The sequence below is a fragment of the Cytobacillus horneckiae genome, from assembly GCF_002835735.1.
In the GTDB taxonomy this organism is placed as follows: domain Bacteria; phylum Bacillota; class Bacilli; order Bacillales; family Cytobacillaceae; genus Cytobacillus; species Cytobacillus horneckiae.
Map to the genome: position 1 here is coordinate 12,728 of NZ_PISD01000055.1, position 26,213 is coordinate 38,940.

At 38.4% G+C, this 26,213-nt stretch carries 26 protein-coding genes; all 26 read left to right on the forward strand.

What is annotated here, in order from left to right:
* Positions 1–191: 191 nt before the first annotated feature.
* The 26 genes from mraZ (at position 192) to CWS20_RS22015 (ending at position 26,046) form a co-directional block, all read left to right on the forward strand.
* Positions 192–623, forward strand: coding sequence for a division/cell wall cluster transcriptional repressor MraZ (mraZ, locus tag CWS20_RS21890; RefSeq protein ID WP_066196931.1), 432 nt, complete (start codon positions 192–194; stop codon positions 621–623).
* A gap of 114 nt (positions 624–737) precedes the next feature.
* On the forward strand, positions 738–1,670 hold the full coding sequence (gene rsmH / locus CWS20_RS21895; protein WP_101226386.1) for a 16S rRNA (cytosine(1402)-N(4))-methyltransferase RsmH: 933 nt from the start codon (positions 738–740) through the stop codon (positions 1,668–1,670).
* Between the two features lie 37 nt (positions 1,671–1,707).
* Positions 1,708–2,064, forward strand: a complete 357-nt coding sequence (ftsL, locus tag CWS20_RS21900) for a cell division protein FtsL (protein WP_066196935.1) — start codon at positions 1,708–1,710, stop codon at positions 2,062–2,064.
* Complete coding sequence (locus CWS20_RS21905; RefSeq protein WP_066196937.1) at positions 2,064–4,298, forward strand: penicillin-binding protein; 2,235 nt, start codon at positions 2,064–2,066, stop codon at positions 4,296–4,298. The genes ftsL and CWS20_RS21905 overlap by 1 nt, the downstream gene beginning before the upstream one ends.
* A gap of 103 nt (positions 4,299–4,401) precedes the next feature.
* Entirely contained in the window at positions 4,402–6,330 is a 1,929-nt protein-coding gene (locus tag CWS20_RS21910) for a stage V sporulation protein D (protein WP_066196939.1), read from the forward strand.
* A 240-nt stretch (positions 6,331–6,570) separates the two neighbouring features.
* Positions 6,571–8,031, forward strand: coding sequence for a UDP-N-acetylmuramoyl-L-alanyl-D-glutamate--2,6-diaminopimelate ligase (locus CWS20_RS21915; protein WP_066196941.1), 1,461 nt, complete (start codon positions 6,571–6,573; stop codon positions 8,029–8,031).
* A gap of 1 nt (position 8,032) precedes the next feature.
* The gene (locus CWS20_RS21920) at positions 8,033–8,470 is read left to right on the forward strand and encodes a hypothetical protein (protein WP_066196943.1); all 438 of its coding nucleotides are present in this window, start codon (positions 8,033–8,035) and stop codon (positions 8,468–8,470) included.
* Positions 8,467–9,441: a phospho-N-acetylmuramoyl-pentapeptide-transferase gene (gene mraY, locus CWS20_RS21925; RefSeq protein WP_066196945.1), complete on the forward strand. Its 975-nt coding sequence runs from the start codon at positions 8,467–8,469 to the stop codon at positions 9,439–9,441. The genes CWS20_RS21920 and mraY overlap by 4 nt, the downstream gene beginning before the upstream one ends.
* Entirely contained in the window at positions 9,442–10,794 is a 1,353-nt protein-coding gene (gene murD, locus CWS20_RS21930) for a UDP-N-acetylmuramoyl-L-alanine--D-glutamate ligase (RefSeq protein WP_066196947.1), read from the forward strand.
* A 257-nt stretch (positions 10,795–11,051) separates the two neighbouring features.
* The gene (gene spoVE, locus CWS20_RS21935; RefSeq protein WP_066196949.1) at positions 11,052–12,152 is read left to right on the forward strand and encodes a stage V sporulation protein E; all 1,101 of its coding nucleotides are present in this window, start codon (positions 11,052–11,054) and stop codon (positions 12,150–12,152) included.
* Positions 12,153–12,674: 522 nt separating this feature from the next.
* The gene (gene murG, locus CWS20_RS21940) at positions 12,675–13,778 is read left to right on the forward strand and encodes an undecaprenyldiphospho-muramoylpentapeptide beta-N-acetylglucosaminyltransferase (protein ID WP_066196950.1); all 1,104 of its coding nucleotides are present in this window, start codon (positions 12,675–12,677) and stop codon (positions 13,776–13,778) included.
* A 58-nt stretch (positions 13,779–13,836) separates the two neighbouring features.
* A complete protein-coding gene (murB, locus tag CWS20_RS21945) occupies positions 13,837–14,745 on the forward strand; it encodes a UDP-N-acetylmuramate dehydrogenase (RefSeq protein WP_066196952.1) in 909 nt (302 codons plus the stop codon).
* Between the two features lie 196 nt (positions 14,746–14,941).
* On the forward strand, positions 14,942–15,733 hold the full coding sequence (locus tag CWS20_RS21950) for a cell division protein FtsQ/DivIB (RefSeq protein WP_066196954.1): 792 nt from the start codon (positions 14,942–14,944) through the stop codon (positions 15,731–15,733).
* The gene (locus CWS20_RS21955) at positions 15,705–16,412 is read left to right on the forward strand and encodes a DUF881 domain-containing protein (RefSeq protein WP_083957356.1); all 708 of its coding nucleotides are present in this window, start codon (positions 15,705–15,707) and stop codon (positions 16,410–16,412) included. The genes CWS20_RS21950 and CWS20_RS21955 overlap by 29 nt, the downstream gene beginning before the upstream one ends.
* A 124-nt stretch (positions 16,413–16,536) precedes the next feature.
* The gene (locus CWS20_RS21960; protein ID WP_066201523.1) at positions 16,537–17,214 is read left to right on the forward strand and encodes a DUF881 domain-containing protein; all 678 of its coding nucleotides are present in this window, start codon (positions 16,537–16,539) and stop codon (positions 17,212–17,214) included.
* Complete coding sequence (locus CWS20_RS21965) at positions 17,214–17,564, forward strand: small basic family protein (protein WP_066196958.1); 351 nt, start codon at positions 17,214–17,216, stop codon at positions 17,562–17,564. The genes CWS20_RS21960 and CWS20_RS21965 overlap by 1 nt, the downstream gene beginning before the upstream one ends.
* A gap of 163 nt (positions 17,565–17,727) precedes the next feature.
* Positions 17,728–19,011, forward strand: a complete 1,284-nt coding sequence (gene ftsA, locus CWS20_RS21970) for a cell division protein FtsA (RefSeq protein WP_066196960.1) — start codon at positions 17,728–17,730, stop codon at positions 19,009–19,011.
* Positions 19,012–19,186: 175 nt separating this feature from the next.
* A complete protein-coding gene (gene ftsZ, locus CWS20_RS21975; protein WP_066196962.1) occupies positions 19,187–20,350 on the forward strand; it encodes a cell division protein FtsZ in 1,164 nt (387 codons plus the stop codon).
* 317 nt (positions 20,351–20,667) lie between these two features.
* Positions 20,668–21,588 (forward strand): sigma-E processing peptidase SpoIIGA, encoded by a 921-nt coding sequence (gene spoIIGA / locus CWS20_RS21980; protein ID WP_066196965.1) that lies wholly within the window; start codon positions 20,668–20,670, stop codon positions 21,586–21,588.
* A gap of 65 nt (positions 21,589–21,653) precedes the next feature.
* Positions 21,654–22,373, forward strand: a complete 720-nt coding sequence (sigE, locus tag CWS20_RS21985) for an RNA polymerase sporulation sigma factor SigE (RefSeq protein ID WP_066196967.1) — start codon at positions 21,654–21,656, stop codon at positions 22,371–22,373.
* 173 nt (positions 22,374–22,546) lie between these two features.
* Positions 22,547–23,326 carry an RNA polymerase sporulation sigma factor SigG gene (gene sigG / locus CWS20_RS21990; protein ID WP_066196969.1) on the forward strand — a complete coding sequence of 260 codons (780 nt, stop codon included), beginning with the start codon at positions 22,547–22,549 and terminating at the stop codon, positions 23,324–23,326.
* Between the two features lie 140 nt (positions 23,327–23,466).
* Entirely contained in the window at positions 23,467–23,742 is a 276-nt protein-coding gene (locus tag CWS20_RS21995) for a YlmC/YmxH family sporulation protein (RefSeq protein WP_066196971.1), read from the forward strand.
* Positions 23,743–23,802: 60 nt separating this feature from the next.
* On the forward strand, positions 23,803–24,621 hold the full coding sequence (gene pgeF, locus CWS20_RS22000) for a peptidoglycan editing factor PgeF (protein ID WP_066196972.1): 819 nt from the start codon (positions 23,803–23,805) through the stop codon (positions 24,619–24,621).
* A gap of 5 nt (positions 24,622–24,626) precedes the next feature.
* Entirely contained in the window at positions 24,627–25,313 is a 687-nt protein-coding gene (locus CWS20_RS22005) for a YggS family pyridoxal phosphate-dependent enzyme (RefSeq protein ID WP_066196974.1), read from the forward strand.
* Positions 25,314–25,320: 7 nt separating this feature from the next.
* Positions 25,321–25,776 (forward strand): cell division protein SepF, encoded by a 456-nt coding sequence (locus tag CWS20_RS22010; protein WP_066196977.1) that lies wholly within the window; start codon positions 25,321–25,323, stop codon positions 25,774–25,776.
* 6 nt (positions 25,777–25,782) lie between these two features.
* On the forward strand, positions 25,783–26,046 hold the full coding sequence (locus CWS20_RS22015) for a YggT family protein (protein WP_066196979.1): 264 nt from the start codon (positions 25,783–25,785) through the stop codon (positions 26,044–26,046).
* Positions 26,047–26,213 lie beyond the last annotated feature (167 nt).

The window sequence follows — 26,213 nt, forward strand, 5'->3', positions numbered from 1 at the left end:
AATATATTTCCCTTTCCGTTCAGACAGATTCCAGAAAATTTTAATAAGAATTTGTAAATTATGGGCGAACGAAAACTTAAATGAATTAAAATTTTTAGCAGGAATTTATTGCCGGTAGCAGAATTTTTTAAAATAGTGGAGGAAAGTGGGGGAATGTGGTACATTTGTGTTAGAAAGTGGGTGGGTTGGGTATGTTTATGGGTGAATACCATCATAATGTTGACACAAAAGGCCGATTAATCGTTCCTGCTAAGTTTCGCGAAAGCTTGGGAGAAACGTTTGTTTTGACTCGGGGCTTGGATCAATGTTTATTTGGTTACCCAATGAGTGAATGGAAGGAACTAGAGGAAAAACTTAAAGCTCTGCCATTGACGAAAAAAGACGCCCGCTCATTTACCCGATTTTTCTTCTCGGGTGCCACTGAATGTGAAATAGACAAGCAAGGAAGAGTGAATATCACTTCCCCACTGCTGCAATATGCAAAATTAGAAAAAGAATGTGTCGTTTTAGGCGTGTCCAACCGAATTGAGATTTGGAGCAGGAATCTTTGGGAAGAATATTTTGCAGAGTCAGAGGAATCTTTTGCTGAAATTGCAGAAAATATGATTGGGTTTGATATTTAATAATTTTCATAAAGAATGACTTCCTAAGGTGCTTACATATGGGCCATGATGAGTTGACTATACATATCACAGGGCACATATGCTTGGATTTTTGGTTGGAAAGGATGGACAACAATGTTTAATCATACAACAGTTTTACTTAAAGAAACAGTAGATGGACTAAATATTAAAGATGATGGCATTTATGCGGACTGTACTTTAGGAGGGGCAGGGCATAGTGAGTATATTCTGTCGCAGCTTTCAGATAAAGGAAAGCTATATGCTTTTGATCAGGATGATACAGCAATTGCCCATGCGAAGGAACGGCTTGCAGCATATGGAGAAAAAGTTACTTTTATTAAAAGTAATTTTTTATACTTGCAGGAAGAGCTGATGGAACTAGGAGTTGAAAAGGTTGATGGTGTCTTATATGACCTTGGTGTATCATCACCTCAGCTTGATACACCAGAGCGAGGATTTAGTTATCACCACGATGCTCCACTTGATATGAGAATGGATAAAGATGCTCAAATTTCAGCTTATGATGTAGTCAATCATTGGCCATATGCTGAACTGGTAAAAATATTTTTTAAGTATGGTGAAGAGAAGTTTTCTAAACAAATTGCCCGCAAAATAGAAGCTACAAGGGAAGCAGCTCCGATTAAAACAACGGGAGAATTAGTTGAAATTATTAAAGAGGCTATCCCTGCGCCAGCTAGAAGAAAGGGAGGCCATCCAGCAAAAAGGGTGTTCCAAGCGATTCGTATTGCAGTGAATGATGAATTGGGCGTATTTGAGAAATCGCTGCAAAAGGCGATGGATATTTTAAATCCAGGAGGCAGAATCAGTGTCATTACTTTTCATTCGCTTGAGGACCGAATATGTAAAGCCGCATTTAAACAAGCGAGTGAGACGCCTGATTTACCGCCTGGTTTGCCAATCATTCCAGAGGAGTATAAGCCGGAAATGAAGCTAGTGAACCGTAAACCGATACTGCCTTCAGAAGAAGAGTTAGAGCAAAATAATCGCGCTAGGTCAGCTAAGCTTAGAATTGCGGAGAAACTTTAACAAATAAAAATAAAGAAATAGAAGCAGGAGGGGAAATATGGAGAATGTAGCACGCAAACTACAAGAAGATCAGCAGGTAAGGCAACAACCAGTCCATAAACCGAAGAAAGTCAACGAGAAAAAGTCATTTTTTTCACCTGGTGAAAAGATTTTAGGTTTTTTATTTGCTGGAGCTCTCTTCCTTGGATGTACTCAAATTGTTTCGAATCAGTCAGCGATTTATGAAGTAAATAGAGATATACAGAAAACACAATCTGCCATTCAAAATCAAGAGCAGGTGAATGCAGACCTGACGACACAAGTAGAAGAATTAGGCCAATATGATCGCGTTCGCGGTATTGCAGAAAAACAAGGATTGGTTCCAAATGATAACACCAAGGTTGTGAACGATTAATGAATAAGAAACAACCTAATATAAATGTTGGAGCAGCGATATTATTTATCATATTCGGCCTGCTCTTTTTTGTCTTGTTATTTCGTTTCATTTCCATACAAGTTACCGGTGAAGCGGGAGGGCAAGCGCTCGCAGCAAAAGCGAAACAATTATACGAGGGGCAAAATGTCATTGAAGCAAAAAGAGGGACGATATATGATCGCAATGGCGAAGTGATCGCTGAAGATGCCAGCTCCTATACTTTGGTGGCGGTATTATCTGATAAGATGACAACCGATGAGGAGCACCCGCGCCATGTCGTCGATCCTGAGAAAACAGCTAAGGAGCTTGCGGCTTTTATTGATATGGAAGAATCGGAAATATATAAGCGTCTGACAGTTGGCGGAGACCCATTTCAAGTTGAATTTGGCAATGCAGGCCGCAATCTTTCTATTCAAACGAAAAAAGAAATAGAAGATTTAAAGCTTCCAGGGATCATCTTTCAACAGGATACGAATCGTTTTTACCCTAACGGTGTATTTGCTTCACATTTAATTGGCTATGTTGATAAAGCTAAAAATAAAGACGGCAAAGTCGTTACTCAAGGAATGATGGGGCTGGAAAAATCTTTAAATGAACTGCTAACAGGAACAAATGGGAGCTTTGCGTTTGAAAGCGATCTATGGGGATATTTACTTCCAAATGGTGAAGAAGTGATAAAACCGGCTCAAAACGGCAACGATGTTTATTTAACGATCGATAAAAAGATTCAAATATTTCTAGAGGACGCAATGAGCAAAGTGGATGAAGAATATAATCCTGAGCAAATGATTGCGATTGTGGCTGACCCTAAAACAGGTGATATTCTTGGGATGTCACAGCGACCGACCTTTCATCCAAAAACAAAAGAAGGCATTGACCAAACATGGAGAAACCTTGCAATCGAGGATTCATTTGAACCAGGTTCAACGATGAAAATTTTCACTTTGGCGGCAGCAATTGAGGAAGGGGTATTTCAACCAAATGCACAATTTGAATCGGGGACATACAAGGTAACCGAAAAATCACCAGTAGTTAGGGACCATAATGGCGGTAAGGGCTGGGGAACAATCTCATACTTAGAAGGGATTCAGCGTTCATCCAATGTGGCGATTGCGAAAATGGTGAAGGAGCAACTCGGATATGAAACTTTTCGTGAATATTTGACTGAATTTGGCTTTGATCGTCTCACAGGCATTGATTTACCTAATGAAACAAACGGAAAAATTGTGTACGATTGGCCGTTGGAGAAAGCGACAACAGGATTTGGGCAAGGGACTGCAATCACGCCGATCCAACAAATTCAAGCAGCGACTGCGGTCGCCCATGATGGCAAAATGAAAAAGCCTCACGTCATCAAGGAAATTGTTAACCCAGACAATGAAGAAATTGTTCAAAAAACAGAAACGGAAATAACAGGCGAGCCGATTTCAAAGGACACTGCGAAGGAAGTAAGAGATATCCTTGAAACCGTTGTATCATCGGAAAATGGAACTGGATTCAACCGTTACAATATTGAAGGCTATGAAGTAGCAGGGAAAACAGGGACTGCTCAAATCCCAAAAAATGGCGGTGGATATTTAACTGGGCATAGCAACTATGTATTTTCGTTTTTAGGAATGGCCCCGGCTGATGATCCGGAATTGATTGTATATGTAGCAGTACAGCAGCCAGATATTGATGCAAGTACGAACGGTGCCCAGCCTGTTGCGGAGATTTTTAACCCAGTAATGAAAAATAGCTTAAGCTACTTAAATATTGAACCGACAGATTATGCGAAGCTTCAAGTAAATGAAACACCGAATGTGAGCGGGATGTCTGTAGAAACAGCTAAACAAAAGCTCGAGGAAAAGGGCTTAAAGCCAATTGTTATTGGAGATGGGAAAAAAGTTGTTGAACAGGTACCTGGTGATACCTTCAATATGATGGAAGGTGAGCGAGTCGTTATAAAAACAGATGGGAAGCTAAGTGTACCTGATTTAACTGGCTGGTCATTACGGGATGTCATGAAATTTGTAAAGATAAGCAATTTAAAACTCAATACAGTCGGCAACGGTTATGTCGTCGAGCAAAACTTAAGTCCGGGTTCTAATTTGAGTGATGGCGATTACTTAATTGTCGATTTACAGCCGGCACATCGGGAAAGTGAGCTAGATGGAGAGGAATTAACTCCAGAAGGTGAAGAAGACAAGGAAAATAAAGAAGTGACAGATTAGCCAATTATCGCTACTTTAGCAACAAGTCCTTGTCCGTTCTATTCAATTAAGTACAAGCATATATTGGAACGAGCCAGATTAAAAAGGGAGGTTCGTTCCTATTATGCGTGTCTCGAATGTGACAGTGCGGAAGAGATTAATAGCATCGCTATTTGTTGGTATTTTTATTTTTTTAATTATTGATATACGCTTAGGCTATGTCCAGTTGTTTTTAGGAGAAGTTCTAACGGACGGAGCAAAGGAATTATGGAGCAGGGATATACCGTTTGAGCCTGAAAGAGGACAAATTATTGACCGTAATGGTGTTCCATTAGCAACAAATGTGAGTGCGCCGACAGTTTATGTAGTTCCTAGGCAAGTTAAAGATCCTGCAGGTACAGCTGAAAAGCTTGCTGCGACTTTGAATATTTCTAAAGAAAAAGTATATCAATATATTACGAAGAAAGCATCAAGTGTGAAGATTCCTGAAGCAAGGAAAATCTCACATGAAAAAGCTAAAGAAATAAGAGCTCTGGAACTTGATGGAATATATATTGGCGAAGATTCTAAGCGCCACTACCCTTTCGGAGATTATTTATCCCATGTTCTTGGTTTTGCCGGAATTGATAATCAAGGGCTGATGGGGCTGGAACTATATTATGATAAAGAGCTGCAAGGGAAAAAAGGCTCTGTTAAGTTTTATGCCAATGCGAAGGGGCAAAGAATGAATGATATGGCAGATGATTATCAGGCGCCAGTTGACGGCAATGATTTAATGCTGACAGTCGATTCTAAAGTTCAGACCATTATGGAGAGAGAACTTGATATAGCAGATGCGAAATACAACCCTGATGGGATCATCTCCATTGCAATGAATCCAAACACAGGTGAGATTCTTGGTATGGCAAGCAGGCCGAATTTTGATCCAGCAAATTTTAAAAATGTATCACCCGAAGTATACAATCGGAATTTACCAATCTGGAGTACTTATGAGCCGGGGTCTACCTTTAAAATAATTACGTTGGCTGCTGCGTTGGAAGAAGGCAAAGTCGATTTGGAAAATGACCACTTTCACGATCCTGGCTATGTTGAGGTAGGTGGAGCTAAACTGCGGTGCTGGAAAAAAGGCGGACATGGCTCTCAATCCTATCTTGAAGTTGTACAAAATTCCTGTAACCCTGGGTTTGTGAATTTAGGGGAAAGATTAGGGAAGGAAAAACTATTTAAATATATAAAGGATTTCGGTTTTGGCGAAAAAACTGGAATTGATTTGCAGGGCGAAGGGACGGGCATTCTTTTCAATCTCGATAGAGTTGGACCGGTTGAACAGGCTACTACTGCTTTTGGCCAAGGCGTTTCTGTAACGCCGATTCAGCAGGTTGCAGCGATTTCAGCAGCGATTAATGGCGGGACATTATATACACCATATATTGCAAAAGAGCTTGTTGACCCGACTTCTGGTGATGTAGTAATGAAGAAGTCTCCATCTGCAAAAAGACAAGTCATATCTAAAGAAACATCTGATGAGATCAGACACGCGTTAGAAACAGTTGTTGCTCAAGGCTCAGGTAAGAATGCGTTTGTTGAGGGCTATCGTGTAGGTGGAAAAACAGGAACGGCACAAAAGGCTCAAGGAGGAAAATATTTAGAAAATAACCACATCGTCTCATTTATTGGGTTTGCGCCTGCTGACGATCCGCAAATCGTTGTTTATACTGCTGTAGATAATCCGAAAGGGACAGTACAGTTTGGTGGCGTTGTCGCTGCACCTATCGTTGGCAATATTATCGGTGATAGTTTAAGAGCGATGGGCGTTGAGCCCCGCAAGAATCAAGTCGAGAAGGAATATGCATGGCCGGAGTCGCCGCTTATTGAAGTTCCAGATTTAGTTGGCATTACAAAACGAGAGCTTGGCGAATTTATGATTAATCTTCAAATTGAGGCGAGCGGTACAGGAAATACGGTGGTTAAACAAGCGCCATTGCCTGGAGCAAAACTAAAAGAGGGTTCAACAATCAGATTATATTTTGACGATAAAGAAGAGGATTCCTAAGGGCGGCAAATTTATCTGTCGCCTATCTTTTTATGCTTGTATACTCACTTCTTACATTGTGAAAATCTAAATGATTGACCTTTTAATCACATTCGTTTAAGTGTAAAATTAGAAACAAATAGCTAATTATTTATAAATCATGTAAAATATAATACGCCTATTCTCTAAATGGGCATATGAAACTTAAATGTTTCGTAATGTTATACAAAAGAGTTTTAGTAACGAGAGGAATGGAATTCTATGAAGCTACATACATTGCTGCAAAAGTTGCAGCCTTATCTCACATATAATGAGGAAGACATAGAGATTACCTCAATTGAAAATGACAATCGTACTGTAGAAGAGGGAAGCTTATTTGTTTGTATTAAAGGATATACAGTAGACGGACATGATTTTGCTTCTTCTGCAGTAGAAAAAGGGGCTGTTGCTGTCATTGCTGAAAGACAATTGAATTTACCTGTCCCTGTTTTTGTTGTTAAAAACACAAGACGGGCGATGGCACTTCTAGCTGACGCATTTTATGGGCAGCCAAGCCAGCAGCTCCATTTAATAGGCGTCACTGGAACAAATGGAAAAACTACCATAAGCCATATCATTGATAAAATTTTAGCAGATGCCGGTAAAACAACTGGGTTAATTGGCACAATGTATACTAAAATCGGCAATCAAACGTTTGAAGTTAAAAACACGACACCTGAAAGCCTTACTCTGCAGCGCACTTTTAAAAAGATGAAGGATTCTGGCGTCACTTCTGCAGTGATGGAGGTTTCTTCCCATTCCTTGGATGAGGGCAGAGTGCATGGCTGTGACTATGACATAGCCGTATTTACAAACCTCACTCAGGACCATCTTGATTATCATCAAACAATGGATGAATATAGAAGAGCAAAAGGCCTATTATTTGCCCAATTAGGCAACGCCTTTCACTATGATCGTCCTAAATATGCGATATTAAATGCTGATGATGCTGCATCATATGATTATGAAAAATCAACATCTGCCTACGTTTTATCCTATGGGATCGATCATGATGCAGATTTCCGGGCAACGCATATACAAATGACATCAGCTGGAACAAGTTTTGATTTAATTACTCCTGTAGGCAGCTATTCTATCCAAATGCAGTTAATTGGAAAGTTCAGTGTATATAATGTTTTAGCAAGTATTGCAGCGGCATTCGCATCCAATATTCCGATGGAAAGTATTATTCACTCTGTTGAGGAAGTAAAAGGTGTATCAGGCAGATTTGAAACAGTTGATGCTGGTCAGGACTTCTCGGTGATTGTAGATTATTCGCATACACCAGATAGCCTCGAAAATGCTTTGAAAACTGTAAAACAGATTGCAGGACAACGAATTTTTACAGTTGTAGGATGCGGTGGAGATCGCGATCGTTCCAAGCGGCCAATTATGGCTAAAATTGCATGTGAATATAGCACAGATGCCATTTTCACATCTGATAACCCGCGGACAGAAGATCCTGATGAGATTCTAAAAGACATGGAAGCTGGCGTAAAGGGACAGTCATATAAAGTTATTACTGACCGTAAAGAGGCGATAGAATATGCAGTAAAACAAGCTGGAAAAGGGGATTGTATCCTGATTGCCGGCAAAGGGCATGAAACCTATCAGCAAATAGGGCATGAAATCATAGATTTTGATGACCGGCTTATAGCTAAAGCTGCAATTGAGGAGAGGTAGTATGCTTTTAACGTATGGCGATATTGTATCATTTTTACCCGATCGTATTGGATACCAAGATGAGAGTATGGCATTTTACTCCATTGCTACCTCCTGTTCATTGCATCAGGAAAAGAGTTTATATATTCCCATAGAGGATGATGAACCTGACTTGAAGCGTGCATTAGAGAATGGAGCGATTGCGGCATTGTGGCCTGCTGAGATAGAAGTGCCTAGATATCGGCCAAACCACTTCCCGATATTTTTTACAAATGACTTATTGAAAGGTTTAGAGATTATGATGAATGAATATTTAACAAAACTAGAAAAGACAGAAGCAGTACCAACACATGCAACAAAGTTATTGTGCTCCAATATTCAAAATGGACCAGCAGGATTAAGCGAATTATCCAATCGCCTTCACACCTACTTGTCACAGGAAGGGCGTGAAGAAATATGATGGAGCAAGTCATCTTTTTTACAATTGCAGCAGGATTCTTGATTACTGCACTGTTATCACCTTTGTTTATTCCGTTTTTACGCAGATTAAAATTTGGTCAAAGCATAAGGGAAGAAGGACCACAATCACACCTTAAGAAAACGGGTACACCAACAATGGGCGGTATCATGATTTTGTTGTCCATCACATTAACGACATTAATTATGACTGCTAAATATTCTGAGCCAACAAGCATGACCTATTTATTGCTATTAGTAACATTAGGGTTTGGTCTTCTTGGTTTTCTTGATGATTTTATTAAGGTGGCAATGAAAAGAAATCTGGGGCTAACGTCGAAACAAAAATTATTGGGCCAGATCATTATTTCTATCATCTTTTATTTAGTTCTTAGACAAACTGGGTTTTCAACAGAAATACATATTCCGTTGACAGACTTCTCTATTGATTTAGGTTGGGGCTATGCACTCTTTATTATTTTCTGGCTAGTTGGCTTCTCCAATGCAGTCAATTTAACTGACGGATTGGATGGTCTAGTATCAGGGACTTCAGCGATTGCATTTGGTGCATTTGCGGTTTTAGCTTGGAATCAATCACTTTTCGAAGTGTCAATTTTTTCAGTCGCTGTCGTAGGGTCAGTATTAGGTTTTCTAGTATTTAATGCACATCCGGCTAAGGTTTTCATGGGGGATACCGGTTCACTCGCACTTGGCGGTGCAATTGCAGCTATTGCCATCTTAACGAAACTTGAAATCTTGCTAGTGCTTATTGGATTAGTATTTGTTATTGAAACTTTATCAGTTATTATTCAAGTCATTTCTTTTAAGACGACAGGCAAAAGAGTATTTAAGATGAGTCCGCTTCACCATCACTACGAATTAGTCGGATGGTCAGAGTGGAGAGTAGTTGTAACATTTTGGACGGTTGGGCTGCTAAGTGCAATCCTTGGAATCTATATAGAGGTGTGGATGTAATTGAAAAAGGTGAATCGATATTATCATAAAAAAATACTCGTCCTTGGATTGGCTAAAAGCGGTGTCGGTGCAGCCGCTCTATTACATAAGTTAGGCGCATTTGTGACGGTAAATGATTATAAGCCATTATCGGAAAATCCAGAAGCGCAAAGTTTATTAGAGCAAGGTATAACTGTTATTTGTGGCGGACATCCGATCGAATTACTTGATGAAGGGTTTGAACTTATTGTAAAAAACCCTGGAATTCCTTATCATAATCAAATGATTAAAGAAGCTGGTGAGAGAGGCATCCCAATTATTACTGAAGTAGAGCTGGCCTATCAAATTTCAGAAGCTCCATTTGTAGCCATTACTGGAACAAATGGAAAAACAACAACAACAACTCTTATTGATGAAATTTTAGAGGCTGGCAATAAGGCGCCATTGATTGCGGGCAATATAGGAAAAGTTGCATCGGTTGTCGCACAAAAAGCTGCAGGTGACAACACGATTGTGATTGAGCTTTCATCCTTTCAACTAATGGGAATAGACGAATTCAAACCCCGTATTGCTATATTAACAAACTTATATGACGCTCATCTTGATTATCATGGAACAGTTGACGAGTATATTTCTGCAAAAGCGAATATTACGCGCAATCAAACTGAGGATGATTATTTTATTGTAAATGCTGATCAAGAGGAAGTCATGAAAATTGCCAGAAGTTCTAAAGCGAAAATTATTCCTTTTTCTTCAAAACGCACACTTGAAGAAGGCGGTTATGTAAAAGATGGCTGGATTTATTTTAATGAAGAAAAAATAATGGATACAAAGGATGTTGTTCTTCCAGGTGCACATAATTTAGAAAATATCTTATCATCTGTTATTGCAGCAAAATTATTAGGGGTGGCAAATGAAGCGATTTTTAAAGTGCTGAATTCATTTGCCGGTGTAAAACATCGTCTTCAATATATCGGAGAAATACATGAAAGAAGATTTTATAATGATTCGAAAGCAACAAATATTTTAGCAACACAAAATGCTTTGGCAGCTTTTGATGCGCCTGTTGTTTTACTTGCAGGGGGGCTTGATCGCGGGAACGAATTTGATGAACTGATTCCGTCATTTACAAACGTTAAGGCGTTAGTAACCTTTGGTCAAACTGCAGCTAAGCTTGAAGAGGCTGGCAGTCAGGCAGGAATAAAAACAATCATCCGTGTCGATAATGTGGAAAAAGCCGTGCCTGTTGCTTTTCAATTATCAGCCCCCGGAGATGTGGTTCTATTATCTCCAGCTTGTGCTAGCTGGGATCAATATAAAACTTTTGAAGTTCGGGGAGACATTTTTGTGGAAGCAGTGCATAAGCTTAAGTAAAGGGCTTGTCTGCAAAATCTGCTGAAGTTATCATACATCATTTGTAAGCACACCGGTTCACAGCATGTTTTAGCTAGATAGAGAATGTTGAGAAAGTGAAAAATTAGAAAGCTGGTTGGATTTCGATTCGGAGAGGTGTCCGCTCGCCCTGCTAAAAAGCGAGTGGAAAGCCTCGGAGAATCCAAAACCTTTCATTTTTATTTTTTTGAAATAAGCTTCTCTCAAGCCCTAAAACTTGCATCCCGAGGTGTTTCAATTTGCCAACAAAAAAAACAACTCCCGACATTATTTTAGTAGTTACCACACTTTTGCTTCTAGCTGTAGGGCTTACAATGGTCTATAGTGCAAGTGCTATCTGGGCAGAGTATAAATTCGATGACTCTTTTTTCTTTGCCAAAAGGCAGCTGCTGTTTGCTGTTGTTGGTATTGTCGCTATGTTCTTTATTATGAATGTTGATTATTGGACATGGAGAACATGGGCTAAACTGATTATAATTATATGCTTTGTTTTATTGCTATTAGTATTAATTCCCGGTATTGGGAATGTACGAAACGGTTCCCGAAGCTGGATAGGGGTAGGTGCCTTTTCCATTCAGCCTTCTGAATTTATGAAATTGGCGATGATTGCGTTTTTAGCTAAGTTTTTATCGGAGAAGCAAAAGCTTATTACGTCCTTTAAAAGTGGATTAATGCCTTCACTAGGTCTCGTCTTTCTTGCATTCGGATTCATTATGCTGCAGCCTGATTTAGGTACTGGAACCGTTATGGTCGGTACTTGTATCGTAATGATTTTTGTAGCAGGTGCAAGAGTAAGCCATTTTATGATTCTAGGATTGATAGGTGTTGCCGGATTTGTTGGTCTTGTTTTATCCGCTCCTTACCGCATTAAACGGATTACCTCCTTTTTAGATCCATGGCAGGATCCGCTAGGAAGTGGATTCCAGATTATCCAATCCCTATATGCGATTGGGCCTGGAGGCTTGTTTGGATTAGGGCTGGGTCAAAGCCGGCAAAAGTTCTTTTATTTGCCAGAACCACAGACCGATTTTATTTTTGCGATTCTTTCAGAAGAACTCGGTTTTATCGGTGGGTCGTTTGTGATTCTGCTCTTCGCCCTACTTTTATGGAGAGGAATCAGAATTGCGCTTGGCGCTCCTGATTTATACGGCAGCTTCCTTGCAGTAGGTATTATTGCGATGGTGGCAATTCAAGTTATGATAAATATAGGTGTTGTTACCGGACTGATGCCTGTTACAGGGATTACATTGCCTTTTCTTAGTTACGGAGGCTCGTCACTCACATTGATGCTTATGGCGATTGGTGTATTATTAAATATTAGTCGATATTCGCGCTACTAATAAACCCTATGAGACAGGGTTTCTTTTTTTGGCTTGTAAGAAAGTTTAACTTCATTTAAGTAGTTAAAATATCGCATAAGTAAAACTAAGGCATTCGCCGAAAGGACTTGGCGGATGCCAAGTTTTTCTTAGATTGATAAAAAAAATCAAAAGGAGTTTTCCATAAAAATAGGGAATATATATATAGGAATTGTAAGCATGAGTTGAAATTACGATTTTAATGCAATATTTCAACAAAGAAGTGGATTTTCCATTTTCATTACATTTGCATGACATTATGGGTTATCATTTCTTTCTTTAGTTGTAAATATAGTAGAATAGGGTAAAGCAAAATATTTAAGGCTTTTTAGCTAGAAAAGTTTAACCCATTAGACTTGCAAAAGCGAAAGTTCATAAAATAAATAATCCAGTTAGAATTTCTTACAAACAATTAAAACGAAGGCAAATGCCGAATAGGCTTAGCTAAGGCTAAGCTATTAAAAAATGAATCAAGATTACTACAGCTTTGTTTGAGGTGAAAGAATGAAAATCGCAGTAAGCGGCGGAGGTACTGGAGGACATATTTATCCAGCTCTTGCCTTGATTAGAGAGATACAAAAAAATGACAAAAATGCAGAGTTTTTATACATAGGGACTCAAAGTGGACTTGAAAGTTCGATCGTGCCAAGAGAGAATATTCCATTTCAATCAATTCATATTACTGGTTTCAAGCGGAAGCTTTCGTTTGACAACGTTAAAACGGTTATTCGTTTTATAAAAGGTGTAAAAGACAGCAAGAAAATATTAAAAGACTTTAATGCTGATATTGTTATTGGTACAGGCGGATATGTTTGTGGACCGGTAGTGTATGCGGCAGCTAAACTGGGCATTCCAACAATCGTGCATGAACAAAATAGTGTACCAGGGTTAACGAACAAATTTTTGAGCAGATATGTGGACAAAGTCGCGGTATGTTTTGATGAGGCAGCTAGCTTTTTTCCTAAAGAAAAAGTTATCATGACAGGCAATCCGAGAGCGACAGAAGTGTTAGGCCAGAATGCAGTAAATGGAAAGCTGTCTGTTGGTCTTGATCCGGCAAAACAGTCCGTACTCATTTTTGGTGGCAGCCGAGGAGCGAGACCAATTAATGAGGCAGTATTAAAAACACTTGCGCAGCTTGCTGTAAAGCCTTATGAAATTTTGTATGTCACTGGAGAAGTTCATTATGAAAACGTCAAAAAGGAAGCTGAGCTTGCCGGAAACCCATCTAATATAAAAATTAAGCCTTTTATTCATAATATGCCTGAAGTTCTTGCAGGCACCGATTTGGCAGTAACACGAGCAGGTGCTACAACATTGGCGGAATTAACTTCACTCGGTATTCCGAGCATTTTAATTCCAAGCCCTTATGTGACAAATAATCATCAGGAAAAAAATGCAAGAGCGCTTAGTGATCATGGTGCAGCAGAGCTGTTATTGGAACAGGATTTAACAGGCAGCAAGCTCGTTGATTCAATCGATAGAATTCTTTTGGATGACGAGAAGATAAGGGAAATGCGAGCAGCTGCTAAAAAAATTGGAGTGCCAGATTCAGCAAATAGATTATATGCGGTTATGCAAGAACTCGTTTCACAAGGAAAGAAGTAGCCCGCCAATAAACAAATGCATAATATAATTTAATTTAGACAGAGAAAGGGCGGTATGCATGCAGTCATTATTACAAAAACTAAAAGATTCAAATATTGGTATTGTAAAGGAAAATGAGCCATTAGCTAATCATACTACAATGAAAATTGGCGGCCCTGCAGATATATTTATTGAACCTTCGACCATTGAAGGGCTGCAAACAGCTATGGAAATGATTGTTGAACATAAAGTGAAATGGACGGCTATCGGACGGGGATCCAATCTGTTGGTATCAGACGATGGCATTGAAGGTGTTGTCATTAAATTAGGCAAGGGTGTTAATGATATAGATATGGATGGTGGAAACCTGCGTGTAGGCGGAGGATATCCCCTTGTCGCCCTTGCCACTCAAATAAGTCGTAAAGGCTATTCCGGCTTAGAATTTGCCAGCGGAATACCTGGATCGGTTGGCGGAGCGGTATATATGAATGCCGGTGCCCATGGCTCAGATATAAGCAATATCTTAACAGCAGCCCATATATTATTTCCTAATGGACAAATGGAATGGCTAACAAATGATGAGATGGCATTCTCCTATCGAACTTCTGTTTTGCAAAAAAAGCGTCCGGGAATTGTAATCGAAGCTGTGTTCTCATTAATAGCGGGAGACAAAGATAAAATTTCTGCTGAGATGCAAAAGAATAAGGATTATCGAAAAAATACTCAGCCATACAACGACCCTTGTGCAGGCAGTATATTTAGAAATCCGCTTCCTAAATATGCTGGGCAGCTTATTGAATCAGCTGGGCTTAAAGGACATTCGTTAGGCGGTGCGCAAATCTCTGAAATGCATGGTAATTTTATTGTAAATAAAGGGAATGCTACTGCAGCTGACGTTCTTGCGCTGATTCAGCATGCAAAAGACACAGTTTTTAATAAATTTGATGTAAAATTGGAAACTGAGGTTGAAATAATAGGTCGAAAGTAGCGAAAAAAGACCCGATGTTGTTCCAATTATTGTGATATAATCATTCAATAGATGTATATAATGGAACTATCATACGGGAAGTTAGATACAGAAGCTTTATTGACTTTCATTTACTATATTATAAAGGTTTTCTTCCATATTTTTGGACAAGCCTTTATAGGGAAAATAGGGTCGTGCTTAATACGAGGTGATTAGGTTGGAAAAAGGCAAAATTGTCTCTCTAGAGGACCGAATTCCAAAGCTTAAACAACAAAGAAAAAAGAAAGCGAACAGAAGGCTGATCTTCCTGCTTTTATTGTTCTTCTTATTGATTGCTTTAGTCGTTTATTTCCAATCACCTTTGAGTAATATTAAGAAGATAGAAATATCCGGAAATAATATTTATAGTAATGAAGAAGTGATAAAGGTAAGTGGATTAAGTGACAATACTAACATTTGGAAGGTTGATAAAACAGAGATTAGTAAGAGTTTGAAAAATCTTCCGCAAATGAAAAGTGCTGATGTAAAAATTAAGCTGCCAAATACAGTCATCTTAGAGGTTAGTGAGTACAAACGAATGGCTTATATAATGAATGAGAAATCATATCTACCTGTCCTCGAAAACGGAAAAATTTTAAAGGGGCAGGAGAGTGAAGAAATTCCTGCAAATGCACCAATATTGTTTGGCTTTTCTGAAGGTGAGCCGCTTAAAGCAATGATAAAGGATCTTGAAAATTTGCCAGAGGAAGTGCAAAATTCAATATCAGAAATTCATCATACACCAAAGGAATCTGATCAATATCGCATTACCCTCTACATGAATGACGGTTTTGAAGTCATTGCTTCTTTGCGAAGCTTTTCTGAAAAAATGGCACATTATCCCTCACTTATTGCGCAAATCGATTCAAATAGCAAAGGTATAATTGATTTAGAAGTGGGCTCTTACTTTAAACCATATGGTGAAGAAGGAGCTGCAGGTAATGAAGAAAAAGCGGAAGATGCGGAGTAATCGCGTTTTTTTCTCCTTAGTTTTTATCGGTTTAGGGTTTATCATTGCCTATTCATATCAACTCGCAAATGAGGAGAATGAAGGCATACAAATGACCAGCAACCAATGGGAGAGAGATCAAATGTTAAGAGATCAACTTGTTGAAGTGGAAGAAAAAAATCGTGGACTGCAGCATGAGCTGTTTGAGAAACAGGAAATGGTGCAAGACATTGAAAAAGGCTTTGCGAAGGAAGAGCAAATACTTTATAACTTGGCGGAGGATACAGAAAAATATCGAATGTATCTCGGCAAGGTGAAGGTAAAAGGCCAAGGAGTAGAAGTTATTTTAGAGGACAGCGAGTATAACCCTGATGAGGACTCTGCCAATAACTATATTGTCCATGAACATCATGTCTTTCAAGTCATTAATGAGCTGTTTATATCTGGAGCTTCAGCCATTTCTATTAACGGGCAGAGACTCACACATAATTCATACATAGTCTGTAATGGACCCGTCATTGAGGTTGATGGTTTTCAACATCCTGCACCATTTGTTATTTCTGCAATTGGTGATGCGGAAGTAATGGCTTCTGCATTAAACTTAACAGGTGGAGTAAAAGACTTGCTAGTTAATGATAATGTACAATTTTCGATGGAAAAAAAACCTGAAATTGTAATGGATCCATTGTTAGGAAGCTGATTCTTTCCAGCTTTAACGAATGGTATGCTTCATTCCTTTATGTTGAAGCTTATGGGAAGTCGGTGGGTAAAAAGTGAGCAGAAAATATATCGTTTTTACATTAATTAGCATTTTGGTCGGCTTTATGATTGCCATTCAATTTAGAGCTGTAAAAGAGCCAATTGTTCGCGACACCCGTGATACTTGGCAATTGAGAGAAGATTTGCAGAAAGAAAAAGAATTAGAGCTACGTTTGCTCCGGGAAATCCGCTCAAATGAAGAAAAGATTGCTCAATATGAAACGGATCGTCTTCACGGCAAAGAGCAGGTATTAAAGGATACGCTAGACGAACTGAAATCAGAAGCAGGATTAACAGTGGTTAAAGGGCATGGCCTTATTCTCACAATTTCTCCGATTGAAGAGGAAATGCTATTAGGGAAGCCGGTAGGAAAGATTTCTCCTGATTTATTGAAGCGGCTTTTAAATGAACTTAACAGATATGGGGCACAATACGTGTCAATTGATGACCATCGAGTGATTAATTCAACGGTAATACGGGATATAAATAATGAAACAAAAATAGATGGCTATTCCATCCAAAGTTTGCCGATTGAAATAAAAGTAATTGCAGAAAATCAGCAGGCGGCAGAATTATTATATAAAAGGATGCAAGTATCTAAATCTGCTGAAGACTTCTTTATCGATCATTTAAGATTAGAAACTGCAAAGGCAAACAAGGAGATAACCATTCCTGCCTATGAAGATTCGATCCGTATTATGCATATGGAACCTGTCAAGTCTGCAGAAGGAGGAAGTTCCTAATGTGGCTACCTGTATTGGGATTAATAATAGGGCTGTTTTTCGGCTTTATGACAGACATTAAAATACCAGAAGAATACTCGAATTATTTATCGATTGCAGTGCTGGCAGCATTGGATACGTTATTCGGTGGCATTCGTGCTCATTTGCAGGATATGTATGATGAAATGGTGTTCGTATCAGGTTTCTTCTTTAATATAATTTTAGCAGCAGGTCTTGCTTTTCTAGGTGTTCATCTTGGTGTAGACTTATACTTAGCAGCAATATTTGCGTTTGGTGTCAGGCTATTTCAAAATATAGCAGTCATTCGTAGAATATTATTGACAAAATGGACAAGTAAGAAAGAAAAATAGAAAAAAAATGTTTTTTAAAAAAGGGAATAGTTTAGTTTTGACGAATAATTTTATTAATATCAAAAAAATAATTATGTTTAATCATACTCCGAATTAGGTAAGTACGTATTAGCATGTTTATGTTGTTCAAAAAGTTTGAATCGCAAAAGGGAGGTGCCAAAGAATGAACAGCAATGAAATATATGTCAGCCTTGACATCGGTACATCCAGTGTAAAAGTAATCATTGGCGAAATGGTCAATGACTCTTTGAACATTATTGGTGTAGGCAATGTGCAGTCTGAAGGGTTGAGGAAAGGCTCCATTGTTGATATAGATGAAACCGTTCATTCTATTAGAAGAGCAATTGAGCAAGCTGAGAGAATGATTGGCATGGAGATTAAGAGAGTAATTGTCGGAATTACAGGCAACCATGTCATGCTTCAGCCATCACATGGAGTAGTAGCAGTATCAAGTGAGAATAAAGAAATAACTGATGAAGATGTTGCGAGAGTAATGGATGCAGCTCAAGTCGTGTCAATTCCGCCTGAAAGAGATATTATCGATATTATTCCTAGACAGTTTATTGTTGACGGTTTAGATGAAATAAATGATCCTAGAGGAATGATTGGCGTTAGGCTTGAGATGGAAGGAACCATTATTACAGGTTCTAAAACTTTATTACATAATACTTTGCGCTGTGTAGAGCGAGCAGGCCTGGAGATTATGGATATTACACTCCAACCATTAGCAGCCGGAGCTTTTGCTTTATCAAAAGATGAAAAAAATCTTGGGGTGGCGCTGATTGATATGGGGGGCGGCTCCACAACCATTGCTATTTTTGAACAAGGTGTCCTGAAAGAAACGAGCGTTCTGCCTGTTGGTGGGGAACATATTACCAAGGATTTATCGATAGGCCTTAGGACTTCTACTGAAGATGCAGAAAAGATAAAAGTAAAATATGGATATGCTTTTTATGATCATGCGTCTGAAGAGGAAGTTTTCAGTGTTCCCATCATTGGTAGCGATCAGCATCAACAATTTAATCAATTAGAGATTTCCGATATTATTGAAGCTAGAATGGAAGAGATTTTTGACCTGATCGCACATGAAGTAAAGCGTTTAGGGGGCGAAGATCTTCCTGGAGGCTTTGTATTATGTGGCGGTGTAGCTAATACGCAAGGAATACTGGAATTAGCACAAGTCGTATTCCAAAATAGAGTCCGCATTGCTGTTCCAGATTATATTGGAGTAAGAGAACCTCAATATTGTACAGCAGTAGGCTTAATAAAGTTTGCTTATAAAAATGCTAAAATACAAGGAAGAAAAATGGATACACTTGTTGAGCAGCCGGATTTGAAAGAAAAGAGGGTGCAAAAACAATCTCATTCAAACAAGAAACCGGAGAAAGAGCCAGAAGAGAAAGTGACATCAAGAGTTAAAAAGTTCCTTGGATACTTTTTTGAGTAGCTGAAGATTCGCACGATAGAGCCATTATCAACATTGCAATCTGCAAAATATGGTGAAAAAAAGGTCTACCAAGAGAAAGCAAAAGTTAAAGTATTTCATCATTTTGACTTAAATAAAGATGAGCGAATCAGAAAAAGGTGTTCTTAGGAATATCGACGAATTAGGAGGATTTGTCATGTTAGAATTTGATACTAATTTAGATTCATTAGCAACTATAAAAGTAATAGGTGTCGGCGGCGGCGGTAATAACGCAGTAAACCGAATGATTGAACATGGTGTTCAAGGAGTAGAGTTTATTGCTGTTAATACTGATGCACAAGCACTTAATCTATCAAAAGCAGAAGTAAAAATGCAAATTGGTGGTAAGCTAACAAGAGGCTTAGGAGCGGGTGCAAACCCTGAAGTAGGAAAGAAGGCTGCTGAAGAGAGCAAAGAGCAGGTTGAAGAAGCGTTAAAAGGAGCAGATATGGTATTTGTTACTGCTGGTATGGGCGGTGGTACAGGTACTGGTGCGGCTCCTGTCATTGCCCAAATCGCCCGTGATTTAGGCGCTTTAACAGTAGGAGTTGTGACAAGACCATTCACTTTTGAAGGTAGAAAGCGTTCTACACAGGCAGCAGGTGGAATTGCATCGATGAAAGATGCAGTTGACACTTTAATTGTGATTCCAAATGATCGCCTTTTAGAAATTGTAGATAAAAGCACGCCGATGCTTGAAGCATTCCGCGAAGCAGATAATGTTCTTCGACAAGGTGTACAAGGTATTTCAGATTTAATTGCAACACCTGGTCTAATTAATCTTGACTTTGCCGATGTAAAAACAATCATGTCTAACAAAGGTTCAGCCCTAATGGGTATAGGGCTTGCAGCTGGTGAAAACCGAGCAGCAGAAGCGGCGAAAAAAGCAATTTCGTCTCCATTGTTAGAGAAATCTATCGATGGTGCTCAAGGCGTTCTAATGAACATAACAGGCGGATCGAATCTAAGCTTATATGAAGTGCAAGAAGCAGCTGATATTGTTGCCTCTGCATCTGACCAAGACGTAAATATGATTTTCGGCTCAGTTATTAATGAAGACTTAAAGGATGAAATTGTAGTGACAGTCATTGCTACAGGCTTTAACGAAGAAGTAATTCAAACGAAGCCGACTAGACCATCCTTTGGACAAAATAAATCGAATATTGGTGCCAGTGCACCAAAACGTGAACAAGTGCGAGAGCGTGAAAGAGAAGAAGCTGCCACGCATGAACAGCAAACACCAAGAAGCTCGAACAAGGAAGCTCCAGAAGATACATTGGATATTCCAACCTTCCTGCGAAACCGCAATCGTAGAAGATAATAAACGAAACGCCCAGGAGTCATTCTCCATCGGGCGTTTTTTTGTTTGGTAAAAGATACTAGTAAACTATTTTGAGGGTCATGTTTTTTTTACTCATTCGATAGTAAAACAATTCTCGATTCAATTGCATGTCCGTCCAGAAAAAATATGTAAACGAAATAATGACAAAATCCGTATAGAATAGTGAAAATTTCTGCTGGTTTACCAACAGAAAGTGACATCTTTATTTTTTTTTATACGCTATACTTTTTTTAACAGAATACACAGTCATAACTGCTAGTTTTTATTCAATAGGAAAAATATAAGGGGGAAGCGGGTTGGCCATATATTTGGATATAATCTGGGCATTGAACTTTTTGTTTGATAGCCTTCTCCTTTATTTAACAGCTATCCTTCTAAAAAGGGATGTTCGTTTATGGAGGATTTTAATGGGAGGTTTGATAGGCTCAGTTATTATCTTATTATCAATTACACCACTTCATTCTTATTCAAGTCACCCAATGGTAAAATTATTATTTTCAGTTGTAATGGTAATGGCAGCTTTTGGGTTTAAACGATTGACGTACTTTTTAAAAGGTTTAATGACATTTTATTTAACGACCTTTTTAATAGGCGGGTCATTGATAGGCGTTCACTACTTTTTAAAATTTGATAATGATTTAACAAGCTCAGTGATGATTGCAAGTGTAAAAGGCTTTGGCGATCCGATTAGCTGGTTATTCGTACTTCTTGGTTTTCCTATTGCATGGCATTTATCAAAGAAGAATATGGAATCATTGGAAATGACGAAGATTCAGTATGATTCACTTATCCAGGTGTGGATTGAGATAAAGGGGAAGAAATATCAATTTAAAGGTCTAGTTGACAGCGGCAATCAATTGTATGATCCGATTTCCAGAATGCCGGTTATGTTTGTTTCCATCAAGGACGTTGTTGATCAATTACCAAAGGAATTAGTGAGAATCGCCCAAAATCCAGATGAAGCAATACTTGGAAAACAGCCAATTCATGCAGATTGGGAATCACTCATTAAAGTTATACCATCTAAAGTAGTTGGAAGTGACCATCAGCTTATTTTAGCAATTAAACCTGACAGCATTGTCCTTGAAACAAAAGAAGAGATCATCGATGTTGAAAAAGGACTTGTATCCTTCTCCATGCAGCAGCTATCTGCGGACGATGCGTTTCAATGTATCGTACATCCAAAAATGCTTACTGGAGCAAAGAAAGTTAGTTAGGTAGAAATTTTTGTACCCTTTATAAAACATACTCAAAAGTGACAAAATTAGAAGGAGGATATAGATTGAAAAAACTAAAACTTCGCTTATCTTATTACTGGTATAAGATTTTAATCAAACTGGGCTTAAAAACGGATGAAATATACTATATCGGCGGAAGCGAAGCATTGCCTCCGCCTCTAAGCAAAGAAGAAGAAGAACTGCTGCTAGTTAAGCTTCCTAAGGGAGATAAAGCAGCCCGTTCAATATTAATCGAAAGAAATTTGCGTTTGGTTGTATATATTGCCCGTAAATTCGAAAACACGGGAATTAATATTGAGGATCTAATAAGCATTGGGACAATCGGCCTTATAAAAGCTGTAAATACATTCAATCCTGAGAAAAAAATCAAACTAGCTACATATGCATCAAGATGTATTGAAAACGAAATTCTCATGTATTTAAGAAGAAATAATAAAATTCGTTCAGAGGTTTCTTTTGATGAACCGCTTAATATTGATTGGGATGGAAATGAACTGCTTTTATCAGATGTCTTAGGTACTGAGGAAGATATTATTACTAAAGATTTAGAGGCAAATGTGGATAAAAAATTATTGTTAAAAGCATTGCACCAGCTATCAGACCGTGAGAAACAGATTATGGAGCTAAGGTTTGGTCTCGGTGCGGATGAAGAAAAGACACAAAAAGACGTCGCAGATATGCTTGGGATTTCTCAATCTTATATTTCTCGGCTTGAGAAAAGGATTATAAAAAGATTGAAAAAGGAATTTAATAAAATGGTGTAAAACGTTTGAAAATATTTTTCGAAAAAATTATTTCTCTAAAAATGTGATGGTTTAAAGGCTATTCATCATCATTTAAGATTTTTACAATTTTACGAGCAATCCAATGTGCATATTTTTCCTTCTAGGGGAGATACTGTTTTTTGTACAGCAACTCCTATGAGGAGGGAAATGGATTGACTCGAAATAAAGTAGAAATTTGCGGTGTAGACACATCAAAGCTTCCAGTATTAAAGAACGAAGAAATGAGAGCACTCTTCAAGCAAATGCATAAGGGCGATACATATGCGAGAGAAAGCCTTGTGAATGGAAATCTTCGCCTCGTATTAAGCGTCATTCAGCGCTTTAATAATAGAGGTGAATTTGTGGATGACTTATTCCAGGTTGGATGTATCGGTCTCATGAAATCTATTGATAATTTTGATTTAAGTCAAAACGTGAAGTTTTCCACTTATGCGGTTCCAATGATTATCGGGGAGATTAGAAGGTATTTAAGAGACAATAATCCGATAAGAGTTTCCCGTTCATTAAGAGATATTGCCTATAAAGCCTTACAGGTTCGTGAACGGCTAATGAGCAAAACTTCTAAGGAACCAACAGCAGAAGAAATTGCAAAAGAATTGGATATTCCTCATGAAGAAATCGTATTTGCCCTAGATGCAATTCAAGATCCAGTTTCTTTATTTGAGCCAATTTATAATGATGGCGGGGATCCAATTTTCGTCATGGACCAATTGAGCGATGAGAAGAATAAAGACATTCAATGGATTGAAGAGCTTGCTTTAAAAGAAGGAATGAGAAGGCTCAATGATCGTGAAAAACTGATTTTGAGGAAGCGATTCTTTCAAGGTAAGACCCAAATGGAGGTTGCTGAGGAAATCGGTATCTCACAGGCACAGGTTTCACGTTTAGAAAAAGCCGCAATTAAACAAATGAATAAAAATATTCAAAGCTAAGCTGCCATTAACATGGCAGCTTTTTCATTTGTATGTGCAAAGTTTATTTCTTCACTGAAAATTAATTGATTCTATCATTTTTCCACCTGCTCACCACATATAGTTTTAATAGACTAATTTTTTGTAGGAGTGGATGGAGCGTGATTCGGATATCAGATTTTCAAATGAAGGATGTCGTTAATGTAGCGGATGGACGAAAGCTAGGCAATATAGACGATATCGATATAAATTTAAACAACGGAAAAATTGATGCAGTCATTGTCGGTGGTTCTGGAAAGATGCTGGGGCTTTTCCGGAAAGATGAAGATTTGATCATTCCTTGGAACAATATTTTAAAAATTGGGGAAGATGTCATTTTAGTTCGTTTCAAAGAGGAAACATTTGAGAAATCTGAAGAAGTAACAGAGGATTCATAGTTATAGCTGTAAACAATTTCGGCAATATGGTAAACTAAAGAAAAAAATGGGGTCAAATAAATGGAGCCATTTAAATTACAACAAAGAGAATTTGTCATGATTGATGATTGGAATCAAACTTATGGCATCATTGCTGGCATGACCACTAAACAAGGTGGCTTTAGTCAAGGGGCTTTCTCCTCCTTAAATATGGGTTTGCATGTGAAGGATTCCGAGGGAGATGTACTTAAAAACCGTCGAGAATTAGGAGAGATCATTCACTTTCCTATAGAACAATGGGTAGGTGCGGAGCAAACGCATCAAACTCATATTGAAAACATCAGTGAACACCAAAGTGGAAGAGGCTCCATGTCGTATGAAGATTCATTCAAAGGGACAGATGGTTTTTTTACTTCAAGTAAGGGTATCCTGTTGACGATGTGTTATGCTGACTGTATTCCTATCTATTTTCTACATCCCAGTTCTAATGCTATCGGGATTGTCCATGCCGGTTGGAAAGGGACAGTAAATGGAATTGCTGAGGAAATGGTCAAACGTTTTAAAGCTAAGGGGATAAAAGCCAGTGAAATAAAAGTCGCTATTGGTCCTGGAATCTGCCAAGACTGCTATATCGTTAATGATTTTGTCATCGATCAAGCAAAACGGTTCATCGGAGGGGAATATAGCAAACCTTATCAACAAATTAGTGAAGGGCAATATTCTCTTGATTTAAAATTGCTAAATAAACAAATCTTAATTCGTGCAGGAATTATTGAAAGCAGCCTTCAAGTAACGAATTATTGTACCAGCTGTCATCATGATCTTTTTTTCTCCCATCGCAGGGATAAAGGGCATACAGGGAGAATGATGAGTTTTATTGGCTGGAAGGAGGAAAGGTAAGCTAGATGGAAGTGCAGGAAAACTTAAAAGGAATAAATAAAGCAATTATACAAGCTTGTAATAGAGCTAATAGAGATCCAAAGGACATAAAGATTATTGCAGTAACGAAGTATGTATCAGTCGAGAGAGCTGCTGAAGCACTTGAAGCTGGCATTGTAAATTTAGGAGAAAATAGGGACGAAGGACTAAACGCCAAGTGGGAAGTGTTAAAGAATAAGCCGACATGGCATTTTATCGGCAGCCTTCAATCGCGTAAAGTAAAAAATATGATTGATAAGGTTGATTGCATTCATTCACTTGACCGCATTTCACTTGCGAAAGAAATCGATAAAAGGGCCGATAAGAATATAGACTGTCTCGTACAAGTAAATGTATCTGGGGAAGAATCAAAACAAGGGCTTGAGCCAGAAGCAGTCATTGATTTTGTACAAGCGATGAAAGCATTCCCAAATATTCGCGTCATTGGCTTAATGACTATGGCCCCGTATACTCAGGATGAGAATATGTTGCGTTCATGCTTTAAGCGTTTAAAGGCTATACAGGAAGAAGTAAATGAACTGAAGCTTCCCTTTGCACCTTGCACAGAGCTCTCAATGGGAATGTCGAATGATTTTCAAATTGCCATTGAAGAGGGTGCTACAATGGTGCGCATTGGTACAGCATTAGTTGGAAATGAATTGCAAGGAGGGTGAATGAAGGATGAGTATAAAATCGAAATTTAAGACATTCTTCTTCTTGGATGACGACGATGAATATGATGATCGCGATGATGAGTACATAAAAGAAGAGGAATCTTCATCAGCAAAGCAAACACAAAGGCAGCAGCAATCTACTCCAAAGCAGAATGTTGTTAGCCTTCAGAGTGTGCAAAAGTCTTCAAAAGTTGTGTTGATTGAACCGAGGGTCTATGCTGAGGCACAGGATATTGCTGACCAATTGAAAAACAGGAAAGCAGTAGTTGTAAATTTACAGCGGATTGAAAAGGATCAGGCAAAACGCATTGTTGATTTTTTAAGCGGTACAGTTTATGCCATTGGTGGAGACATCCAAAAGATAGGAACAGATATATTTCTGTGTACACCTGATAATGTTGAAGTATCAGGGAATATTTCGCAGCTGATACAGGATCAGGATGCAGAAAATACGAGGTGGTAGCAGTTTATGGGAGTTTTGCTTAATGTTTTATTGCAATTAATTCAGCTTTATTCATGGGCCTTGATTATTTATATTTTATTATCATGGTTTCCAAATGCTAGAGAGTCAGCCATTGGCCAGTTTTTAGCACGAATTTGTGAGCCTTACTTAGACCCGTTCAGAAAAATTATTCCACCGCTAGGTATGATTGATATTTCGCCAATTGTTGCGATTATTGTCCTTCGCCTTGCTTCAGCTGGATTAATTCAACTGTTTGCATGGTTACTTTAAGATGTTAACTGTGCTCTTTGTAAATTAATTATTTAAACTTGATTCATTCTCAAAAAGGATATCCACATTCATTAATATTGAATAGAGATTGCATAAGGAAAACGATGACATTCGTCCAAAAGCTTGGCGATAGCCAAGTTTTTCTAAAAAGATAAGAAAGTATAAAA